The organism is Polaromonas sp. P1_G2 (assembly GCF_056405515.1).
In genome coordinates, this window is sequence record NZ_JBFUBY010000131.1 from 1 (window position 1) to 11,011 (window position 11,011).

An 11,011-nucleotide genomic window follows, 5' to 3' on the forward strand; every position below is an offset into this window, starting at 1 on the left:
GGTGATGCTGGCGGTGGGAACCGTGTTGGTGTAGACGCCCGAGATGTTGCTCAGCACGTTGACCGTGACGGTGCACGAACCGGCGGCCGCGAGCGTCGCACCGGTCAGGCGCACGCTGGTCGCCGACGCTGCCGCGACAACGCTGCCGCCGGCGCAGGTGGTGGCGGCCGCAGGGGTGGGCGCGACCACCAGGCCCGCGGGCAAGGCGTCGGTCAGGGTCAGGCCGGTCAGGGCGGTGTTGTTCGGGTTGTCAAAGCGCAAGGTCAGCACGGCCGGCGCGCCAGGCGCCTTGCTGTCGGAACCGGTGGTGAAGCCGGCCGGGTTGCCCGCGTCCAGCGTGCGGGCGCTGAAGGCCTTGTGCACCACGACCGGTGATTTGGCGCGCAGCGTGTCGCTGGTGGGCTGGGTGTTGGACAGCGGGTTGCCGCCGGCGCTGGCGGTTAGCGCGTTGACGGGAATGGTGTTGACGTAATCGCCCTGGGCCGCGACGAGCACGTCGATTTCAGCCTGGCAGGTCGCCGGCACGTTGCCGGCCGCGGCGGGGATGGTGCCGCCGGAAACCTGCACGCTGTTGACCGTCGAAGTCACCGTCGCGCCCTGGCAGGTCGTTGTCGGGTTGGCGCCGCTGGGCACGGTCACGCCGGCCGGCAGGGTGTCGGTGACGGCAAGGTTGCTGACGGGCTGCGAGAGCGGGTTGTAGAAGGTGATGCGCAGGCGCGAGCGCGCGCCGGGCTTGACCACATTCGGCGTGAACTGCTTGACCAGGCCGATGTTGGTGCTGATGGCCAGGCTGGTGGTCGCCGGGTTGGCGTTGCTGAGGTTCTGGTCCGTCACGATGGCGCCGGCCGGAATGGTGTTGGTGTTGCCGCCGGTCACGGTAGAGGTCACGTTGACGCTGAGCTGGCAACTGGCGTTGGCCGCGAGTGCGACACCGTCCAGGCTGACCGAGCGTGCGTTGGCCACCGCGGTCACCACACCGCCGGGGCAGGTCGTGGTGGGAGCGGGATTGGGCGTCAGCACCCAGCCGTTGTTGGCCGCCGCCGCCGTGCCGCCTACCGTGAAGTAGTCGGTAAAGCGCAGGTTGGTGACCGCCTGCGTGCCGTTGGCGATGTTGATGGTCAGGCGGCTGGGCTCACCCGGAAAGGTCAGCGAGCTGATGGACGTGGCCTTGCTGATCGCGATGCCGGTGGGCGGGGTGAACAGCAGAGTGCCGCTGACCGGTGCGACGTTGCGCACGCCGCCGTCGGCCAGGATGGAATCGGGCGGGATGGTGTTGACCCAGTTGGCCGCGCCGGTGGCGACCACGTCGAACAGGAAGGCGCAATTGCCGCTGCCCGCGATGCTGGCGCCCGTCAAAGAAATGCTGCCGGCGCCGGCGGCGCCGGTGATGGCCGTGGGGCCGGCACAGGTGGTCTGCCCGTTCGGCGGATTGGCCAGCACCATGCCCGCGGGCAAGGGGTCGGTCACGCTCACGTTGGTCAGGGCCAGCGCGCTGGAGTTCAGCAGTTGCACCGTGACGGTGGACTTGCCGCCCGAGGACACGTTGGCCGGGTTGAAGCTCTTGGCCGCGCTCAGCGCCGAGGTGTAGGTCAGCGTCGCGGTATTGGTGGTCACGGGGACCAGCGCCTGCGTGCTGCCGTTGCCGAAGGTCTGCGTGCCACCCACGGTGGCGGTGTTCGGGTAGACGCCGGCCGGGCCGACGACGTCGACCTGCAGCACGCAGCTGCCGTCGGCGCCGAGGCCGTTGCCGGCGCGCGCGGGCACGGTGCCGCCGTTCAGGCCCACCGAGGTGGAACCGGCGACCGCGGTGATGGTGGGGCTGCCGCAGGTGCTGGCCGCATTCGCCGGGTTGGCGATGCGCAACTGCCCGCCCCCGCTGTTGGCCAGCTGCAGCGTATCGGAGATCGAGACGTTGGTCAGCGGGTTCGCCGACTTGTTCGTCAGCGTGATGGTCATGCGGACGATGGTGCCTTCGGCAAAGGTGCTGACGCCGGGGGAGGACTGCGCGAATGCCTTGCTGGCCGCCAGTACGGCGGCGTTGGTCACGACGCTGGTCGAGTTGGAAGCGCCGCCGTTGCAGGTGGCGCCGGCGTTGTAGCAGACGCCGCCGGGCGCAATGGTGTTGCCCGACGAAGCCACCGCCGTGCTGGAGGCCATGGCCCACATCGTGATGACGCAGGCGCCGGGCACGCTGGGGCTGGCGCGGGCCGGCACGGTGTCCACCGTGAACACCGCCGTGGCGCTGCCGAGGGCGCTCGCGGAATTGACGTTGCCGCAGCCGGCGCTCACGGTCGGCGTGTAGTTGATGCCGCCTATCGTGCCGGTCAGAAAGGTCTGGCCGTTGCTGAAGTTGTCGGTCACCGTCAGGTTGCTGATCGCGCCGGCGCCGTAGTTCTGCACCGTGAGCTGGTACTGGACCGGGTTGCCGGGCGCGACGGGGCTGGCCGGCAGCGCCGACTTGAGCACGCGCAGGTCGTCCGCCACCAGGATGGTGGCCGAGGCGCTCTGGCTCTTGATGGCCGCGTTGCCGACGTCGACCGCGCCTTGCGGGATGTTGTTGGTGTAAGTCACCGGAACGCCCGAGGCCTGGACAAAACCGGTGTAGTTGACGGTGACCGTGCAGCTGCTGTTCGAGGAAGGAATGGTGCCGCCGGTCAGCCTGACGCCCTTGTTGCTGTTGATGGCGGTGACCACGCCGCCGGCGCAAGTGGTGGACGCCGAGGTGACGTTCAGGCCGGTCGCCGGGTTGACGCCGCCCAGCCCGTCGATCGGGCTGTCGTCGAAGGTGGTGACGTTGAGCGGCGTGTTGCCGCTGTTGGTCAAGGTGATGGTGAGGCTGCCGGCGGAACCGCTGGACAGCGAGGTGCCAGAAAACGCCTTGGCCACGCTGAGCGGCGACCGGACGGTGATGTTGGCTTGCGCATTGGCCTGCGCGGGAATACCCAGCGCGTTGCTGAAGTCGCTGCTGCGGTTGATCAGGTTGCTCTGGGCGTTGGTGGTGTACTGGCCGTTGGTCTGCGACGCTTCCACCGCGACCACGAACGTGCAGCTGCCGTTGGCGGGAATGTCGCCCGTGCCCGTCACGCTGGTGGCGCCGGCCGCCGGCGCCGGGTTGAACGCGGGCGCGGGCCCACTGGTGCAGCTGGCGCTGGCGCCGGGCGCAGCCGCGACCTTGATGATGGCGCTGCCGCCGAGCTGCGGAAAGTTGTCGGTGATGCTGAAGCCTTCAATCGCCACCGGGTTCGGGTTGGTCAGCGTGATGGTCAGGTTGGTTGCCGCGCCTCCGAGCACCACGGTGGAACTGCCGAAGCCCTTGGAAATCTGCGGCTGCTGGAGCGCGCGCACGTTGAAGGTCTGCGAGACGTCCCCGCTGTTGCTGCCGGCGCTGCTGGTCACCGCGCCGTTGAGGATCTGGTAGGCATAGGAGGTGGCGTTGCCGGTCGAGGTCCCCGCGGTGACCGGGATGTCGATCACGCATTGCCCGTCGATTCCGCCGGCGGCGGCCGGAATGCTGCCGCCCGTCAAGTCCAGCGCCTGCGTTCCGAATGCCGCCGTGAACGCGCCGCCGCAACCGTTGGTGACCGCGCCGGCCACCTTGAGGCCGTTGGGCAAGAGGCCGGGCAGGCTGTTGCTGAAGGCCACGTTGGTCGCCGCAACCGGGTCGCTGTTCGACAGTGCGATGCGCAATATCGCGGTTTCACCCGGGTAAATACCCTGTGCCGGAATCACGGCCGTGACCGAGGCGGTCAGGGCAAAAGCGGCCGCCGGCAGCAGCCCCAAACCAAGCAAAACGGACCCCGGACGGATCCAGGAGGCCGGGGTCGGCAGCTTGCCCAGGTGTTTCGCGCAGCGTCGGAATAGTTCGAGCATAGTTGTGACAGGAGGTAAAAGGTACTAGCGCGGCGGATGATAGGAGGCCTGTCACAAACAGAGGGTAAATCCTTGTTTACACTTACTAATTACCAACACTCGAGGCGAATAGGGGTGGGCAGACAGTTGTCAGACCACTAAACTCGGTAAGTCCTTAGACCCCAAAATATGTAACTGAAAGTAATGATCCGGCTTAGTCCCCGGCACCTGAATTCGTATGCCTCACACTTCCGCGCCCCGAATCGCCTACCTGGAAGACGAGCCTGAAACCGCCGAAGCAATCTGTGGATGGATCAGGGAAGCAGGCTTGGCGGTGGACCTGTTCAGCCGCGGCGCCGACTGCGCGCGGGCCGTGGAAAGAGGGCRGTACGCGGCCTGCCTGCTGGACTGGCTGGTGCCGGACATGTCAGGGCCCGAGGTGCTGGCAAGGCTGCGCTTGCAACTCAAAGACGCCTGCCCACCGGTGATTTTTCTGACGGCGCGCGACAGCGAGGACGACGTGGTGCAGATGCTGTCGGCCGGCGCGGTCGACTACCTGGTCAAACCGGTTTCCCGGCCCATCCTGCTGGCGCGGCTCAACGTCGTGCTGCATCGCTCCGGCCTGAAACAGGAAACACGGCGCCGCGCCTGGGGGCAACTGGAAGTGGACTTCAGCACCCGGCAATGTTTTCTGGAAGGCCGGCGCGTGGAACTGACCGACCTGGAAACCGATTTCGCCCTGCACCTGCTGCAAAACGTGGGGCGCCTGCTGACGCGCTCCCACCTGCTGCTGACGGTCTGGGGGCACAACACCGACGTGGAGTCGCGCAAGGTCGACGTGCAGGCCAGCGCCCTGCGCAGAAAGCTCAAGCTGTCGCCCGAATCGGGCTGGCGCCTGGTGTCGGTCTACGGCCAGGGCTACCGTCTCGAGTGGCTGCATGACTGAGGTCCACTCGCCCTCCTCCCGCAAGTTCGAGCCAGGCCGCCGCCCTGCCGGGCCGGCATGTTCCGGAAGCCTTCCCATGTACAAAAAAATTGCCGCCGGCGGGCTTCTGTCGCTCGGCATCGCCGCCTTTGCGCCGGCCCAGCCTTTGCCCGCCGCCGGCGTGCCCGACAAGGCCTCCAGCGCGCCGGTCTGGCTTTACAGCGTGCGCCCCGGGGACACGCTGATCAGCCTGGGCCAGCGCCACCTGGTGGACCCGCAGCGCTGGGATGTGGTGCAGCGGCTCAACCGGATCGCCGACCCGCATCGCATTCCGCCCGGCACGGTGCTGCGCATTCCCGCCTCCATGCTGCGCAGCAGCCCCGGCCAGGCCACGTTAAAAACAGTGCACGGCAGCGTGCGCTGGCGCGAGCCCGAGGGGGCGTGGAAAGCCGCGTCCACGGGACAGGTCCTGCCGGTGGGCGCCGAGCTCCAGACCGAGGCCCTGGCCAGCGCCACGCTGGAGCTGGCCAACGGCACGCAGCTGCGCGTGCACCCAGGCTCGACGCTGGTGCTGGACACCCTCAGCCTGTATGCCAACGGCCTGATGGCCGACACGCGGGTCCGCCTGCTGCAAGGCCAGACGGAAATCACCGACAACCCAGGGAGGCGCACGCAGCAGAATTTGCGCGTGCTGACGCCCAGCGCCCAGGCGGTGGTGCGCGGCACGGTGTTCCGCGTCGGCGTGGAAGCCGGCCAGACGCGCGAGGAAACCCTGGAAGGGTCCGTCGGTGTGGACGCCACCGGGAAAACCGTGGTGGTGGGACCCGGCTTCGGCACGCTTGCGCGCCCGGGCGAAGCGCCCTTGCCGCCCCGCGCCCTGCCCCGCGCGCCCGACGTGTCGGCGCTGCCGCCGCGCCTGGAACAACTGCCCCTACGCTTTTCATTGCCTCCCGCGCGCGGCGAACAAGGCGCCGTCTTGTGGGGCCAGGTTTCCCAGGACAGCAGCTTTGACGCCATCCTCGCGGAAAGGACTTCACCCTCCGGCGTCCTGAGTTTTGCCGACCTGCCCAACGGCCGCTATATCCTGCGCGTGCGCGCCCTGGATGCGCTGGGCCTGCAAGGCCTGGAAGCGCGGCACACCTTCACCGTGGCCGCCCGCCCCTTCGCCCCCGCCCTGCAGGCGCCGGGCCGCGCCGCCACCATGCGCTCGCCGCGCCCGGTGCTGCGCTGGACCAGCGCGGTGGACGCCGCGCGCTACCGGGTGCAAGCCTCCAAGTCTGAAGATTTCGCGCAAGCCCTGCTGGACCAGCCCGTGGCACAGACCGAGTGGCTGCCCGCGGACGACCTCCCCGAGGGCAAGCTGCACTGGCGTGTGGCCAGCATCACGGCGCAGGGTGAACAAGGACCGTGGTCTCCCGCGTCGTCCTTCAGCTACAAACCCGCGCCGGGGATGCCCGACCTGGGCCAGGCCGCCCTGCGCTACGAGACCGACGCGCTGCTGCTGGACCTGCCCGCACCGCCGCCGGACCATCACTACCGGGTCTCGGTGTCGGCCACGCCCGGCATGGCGCCCGAAGACCAGCAACAGGACTCCTTCGACGGCACTGTCCGCCTGCCCCGCCCCTCGGGCGGTGCGCATTTCCTCGGCGTCCGCCTGGTCGACAACCAGGACGGCACCGCCGGGCCGCCCATGCTGCAGAAGATAGACGTGCCCTCGCGCCATCCCTATCTATGGATGCTGGGCTTGCCGCTGTTGCTGCTGTAGGCCGGCATGCGAGACACTCCGCCGCCCCGCAGCGCGCACAGCCTGCGCGAACTCCTGGGCATGGGCCTGGTGCTGGCCGCGCTGGCACTGGGGGTCAGCGCCAGCGGCTGGCTGGCGCGCATCGACCATTTTGTCTTTGACCTGTCGCAGCGGCTGGGCGCGCAGCCCGCCCCGACCGGCGTGGTGATCGTGGCGATCGACCAGGCCAGCCTGCAGGAACTGGGCCGCTGGCCCTGGCCGCGCCGTGTGCACGCCGAATTGCTGCAACAGATATGCCGGGCTTCGCCGAAAGCCGTGGCGATGGACATCGCCTTCAACGAGGTCGGCGACGACCCCGCCGGCAACCAGGCCCTGGCCAAGGCCATGCGCGCCTGCGGCAACGTGTCGCTGCCCGTCGTGATGGAAAGCGCCCGCCTGGACGGCCAGTTGCTGGAGTCGCCGCCCATCCCGCTGCTGGCCCGGTCCGCGGCCGGCCTGGGCCGCGTGAGCGTGCGCCTGGACGACGACGGCGTGGCGCGCGGCGTCGACCTGTGGGAAGGCGTGGGCACCGCCGGCTGGCCCCTGCTGGCACAGAGCGCGCTGCAAATCACCGGCTGGCAACCCCCGGACGCCACCCCTTACCTGCCGCCCGGGGACACGGCACGGCTCGTCACCGACCAGGCGCCCACGCTGGTGCGCCGCGAGCCCCGGCTGTTACGGTTTGCCGGCCCGCCGGGCACGATTCCCACCGTCTCGGCGGTGGAACTCATGCGCCCCGGCGCGCCCGCCGAGGCACTGCGCGGCAAGATCGTCTTCGTAGGCGCGACGGCGGCCGGCATGGGCGACATCCTCTCAACGCCGGTCACCACCAACGGCGCCGCCATGCCCGGCGTGGAAGTGCTGGCCAATGTGCTGCTGAATCTGCGCGACGACCGTTTTATCGTGCCGCTGGGAAGGGCCTGGACGCTGGCGCTGGGCGCCGCGCTGGCGCTGGTGCCGCTGCTGTGGGCGCTGCGCTTCATGCCGCTGCCGGGCCTGCTGGTCAACACGGCATGGTTTGCGGCGCTGGTGGCGCTCAGCGTGGCGCTGCCCCTGGTGTCCGGGCGCTGGTTTGCGCCCTCGGGCGCCCTGGTCGGCGCGATCGCGGCCTACCCTTTGTGGAGCTGGCGCCGCCTTGAAACGGCCAGGCGCTACCTGGACTGGCAGCTTCATCAATTGACCGGCGCGGCGGCGGACAGCCCGTTCCACCGGCTCAGGTTCGAGCAGCGCATCGACCACGTCAAGCAGGTGCAGCAGCGCTTTCACGACCTGCACAAGGAGCGCGAGGAGACCCTGGCCTTCCTGTCGCACGACATCCGCGTGCCCCTGGCCGCCGCCGTGCAGCAGCTGGGCGGCGGAACGCTGGACGAGACGCACCAGCACCGGCTTTTCCAGCAACTGCGCCGCGCGCACAAGCTGGCGCAATCCTTTCTGTCGATTGCCCGCGTGCAAAGCCTGGAGCAGAAGGACCTGCGCGAAATCGACCTCGGCAGCGTCGCGCACCRGGCCACCGACGCGGTCTACGAATCGGCCCAGGGCAAATCCGTGCGCCTGCTGCGCCACATCCCCGATGAACCGGTGTGGATACGCGGCGACTTCCACCTGCTCGAGCGCGCGCTCGACAACCTGCTGCACAACGCCCTGCGCTTCTCGCCCGCGGGCGGCAGCGTCACTTTGACGCTGGCCCTGCAAGACGGAAAAGCCGAACTGTCGGTGGCCGACCAGGGGCCCGGCGTCAGCGCGGAAATGCTGCCCCACCTGTTCGAACGCTTCAGCACGCAGAAAGCGGCGCAGCAGACGGCGCACGGCACCGGCCTGGGCCTCTACTTCGTGCACAGCGTGGCCGAGCGGCATGGCGGCCAGTCGGGTTATGAAGCCCTGGCGCCCACGGGTGCGCGTTTATGGATACGGCTTCCGCTGGTGTAGCGCTGCGGCGGTCATCCGGGCTCTCCTCCAGGCAAGCTCATGAAAACGCGCCCCGCCTGCGCAGCACCCGGCCGGCATCCACCCGGACGCTGAGGCCGTCCCGGCAGGCGAGCTGGCCGTTGACAAAAACCGCATCGATTCCCGAGCTGGCTTCGGTGGGCTGCTCGTAGCTGGCATTGGCGGCGACGCGGTGCTCATCAAAGATGACGATGTCCGCGTGGTTTCCGGCCGCCAGGATTCCCCGGCCGGCGAGGCCGAAGCGCCTTGCGCTGAGCCCCGTCATTTTGTAGATGGCGGTCTCGAGCGAAAACAGCTTTCTCTCGCGCACGTAATGCCCCAGCACGCGCGGGAAAGTTCCCCACAAACGCGGATGCGGACGTACGTCATGCGCCAGGCCGTCCGAGCCGACCATGGCCATGGGATGGCTCAGGATGCGGCTGACGTCCTCCTCGCTCATGGCGAAGTAGATGGCCCCTGCCGGCTGCAAGGCCCGCGCCACCTCTTCCTCGGTCTGGTTTCTCTCGCGCGCGAGTTCTTTCAGGGAACGGCCCGCAACGCCGGGCTCGGGCTGGGACCAGGTCACCAGCACGTCGCTCGACTGCTTCACGCGGGACGGCAGCAGCATGGTGGACGACGCGTTGTAGGGATAACAGTCAAAGCAGACCGATTGCCCTCGCGCCGCCTGCTCCAGCATCGCCAGGGTCTGCACCGAGCGGCCGTGGTTGGCCGTGCCGACCAGCTTGTGGTGGGAAATGACGGTGCCCACGCCCAGCTCGCGGCCTATGTGCAGGGCCTCGCGCAGCGCCTCGTCGATGGCATCGCCTTCATCGCGGATGTGCATCGCCACCATGCCGCCGGCGGCTTTGAGTTGCGCGCCCACGGCAATCACCTCTTCGGCCGTGGCCGCTTTCGCGGGCGGATAGTACAAACCCGTTGACAGGCCGATGGCGCCCGCGGCCAGCGCGCCTGCGAGTTCCGCCGCCATGCCCGCCGATTCCGCAAGGGTGGCGGGCCGGTCAAGGTCGACCATGTGCTTGACCCGCAGCGTGGAGTGGCCCACGAGGCAGGCAACGTTGACGGCCAGCGGAGACTCGTCAAGCGCATCCAGGTAGGCGGCGAAGCTCGGGTAAATCCAGCCGTCCGTTCCGAGGATGTCCAGCGGCGGCGGCGGATGGCGTGTCTGCAAGGGGGCCAGGCTGACGCCGCAGTTGCCCGACACCACGGTCGTCACGCCCTGCGACAACTTCGGGTGCGCGCCCGTGGTGGGCAAGAGCAGCAAGCGGTCGTCGTGGGTGTGCACGTCGATAAAACCCGGCGCGACAATCCGACCGTGCGCGCTGACCCGTTCGCGCGCCGGGGCGGCCGACAGGTCGCCGATCGCGAGAATTTTTCCCTGGGACATGCCGAGGTCGGCGCGCACCCGTGGGGCGCCCGTCCCGTCAATGAGTTCGCCGCCTTCAATGATGGAATCGAACATAAGGCGTTCAATCCACCTGGACGCCGGCGCGCTTGACGACCTCCGTCCACATCCGCGTCTCGCGCAGGGCGCGATCAAACAGCCGGTCGGGCGAGCCTATGGTTGTCTCAAAGGAAATGGCGGCATAGCGCTCATTGACCGCGGCGCTGCCCAGCACCTTGTTGATTTCCCCGTTGAGCCGCAGCACCACCTCGCGCGGCGTGCCGGCCGGCGCGACAATGCCGCCCCATGCCGTCGTTTCATAACCCTTGACGAACTCCCCTATGGTCGGCACCTCGGGAAACAGCGGGCTGCGCGCCCGGCCGGAAACACCGAGCGCCTTGATGCGCCCGTTCTTGATGTGCGGCGCGATGGACGACAGGTTGTCGAACATCAGGTCGACCTGGCCGCCCATCAGGTCCTGGATGGCCTGCGGGCTGCCACGGTAAGGCACGTGGGTCATGAAGGTGCCGGTCATGCTCTTGAACAGTTCGCCGCCCAGGTGGCCGGTGGTGCCGTTGCCCGGAGACGCCATGCTGAGTTTGCCGGGCCTGGATTTGGCCAGCGCGATCAGCTCGGCCACGTTCTTGACGCCCAGGTCATTCCTGACGACGAGCGCGTTCTGCACATAGCCGAGCAGCGCCACGGGAACCAGCTGTTTGTCCGGGTCGTAGGGCAGCTTGGAGAACAGCGATTTGTTGATCGCCAGCGTGCCCACATTGCCGTATCCCAGCGTGTACCCGTCCGGCGCAGCGCGCACGATCTCCTGCATGCCGATATTGCCGCTGGCGCCGGGCTTGTTGTCGATCACAAAAGGCTGGCCCAGGGCCTTCACCAACTCGCCGGTCAGGATGCGGCAGATGTTGTCGGGCGAACCGCCCGCGGCGGAGGGAACGATCAGGCGTACGGGCCGGTCGGGCCATGCGGCGCGTGCCAGCAGGGGCGAGGATGCCATCGCGGCGGCCCCCAGTTTGAGGAGTGTTCGCCGCGTTCTCCGGTAGTCGGTCATGGAGGTCACCTTGGGAATTTGGAAGGAGCCGTGAGGAATGAGGAAACCGAATGATGCGTGGAC

At 68.5% G+C, this 11,011-nt stretch carries 6 protein-coding genes; 3 read left to right on the forward strand and 3 right to left on the reverse strand.

Features of this window, described 5'->3' with window-relative positions:
- Positions 1-3,870 (reverse strand): beta strand repeat-containing protein (locus AC1D0P_RS14560; RefSeq protein ID WP_477677389.1); only part of this gene is annotated, 3,870 nt, incomplete at its 3' end.
- A 217-nt stretch (positions 3,871-4,087) separates the two neighbouring features.
- On the opposite strand from AC1D0P_RS14560, the gene AC1D0P_RS14565 reads away from it, so the two are divergent.
- The 3 genes from AC1D0P_RS14565 to AC1D0P_RS14575 all read left to right on the forward strand — a co-directional run bounded on the left by AC1D0P_RS14565 (position 4,088) and on the right by AC1D0P_RS14575 (position 8,483).
- Positions 4,088-4,795: a response regulator transcription factor gene (locus tag AC1D0P_RS14565; protein WP_477677390.1), complete on the forward strand. Its 708-nt coding sequence runs from the start codon at positions 4,088-4,090 to the stop codon at positions 4,793-4,795.
- Positions 4,796-4,871: 76 nt separating this feature from the next.
- Positions 4,872-6,539 carry a FecR family protein gene (locus tag AC1D0P_RS14570; RefSeq protein ID WP_477677391.1) on the forward strand — a complete coding sequence of 556 codons (1,668 nt, stop codon included), beginning with the start codon at positions 4,872-4,874 and terminating at the stop codon, positions 6,537-6,539.
- Positions 6,540-6,545: 6 nt separating this feature from the next.
- Positions 6,546-8,483, forward strand: a complete 1,938-nt coding sequence (locus AC1D0P_RS14575; RefSeq protein ID WP_477677392.1) for a CHASE2 domain-containing protein — start codon at positions 6,546-6,548, stop codon at positions 8,481-8,483.
- Between the two features lie 37 nt (positions 8,484-8,520).
- Here the strand turns inward: AC1D0P_RS14575 and AC1D0P_RS14580 are convergent, their stop codons facing one another.
- Positions 8,521-9,960, reverse strand: a complete 1,440-nt coding sequence (locus AC1D0P_RS14580; protein WP_477677393.1) for an N-acyl-D-amino-acid deacylase family protein — start codon at positions 9,958-9,960, stop codon at positions 8,521-8,523.
- A 7-nt stretch (positions 9,961-9,967) separates the two neighbouring features.
- Positions 9,968-11,011 (reverse strand): Bug family tripartite tricarboxylate transporter substrate binding protein (locus tag AC1D0P_RS14585; protein ID WP_477677394.1); only part of this gene is annotated, 1,044 nt, incomplete at its 5' end.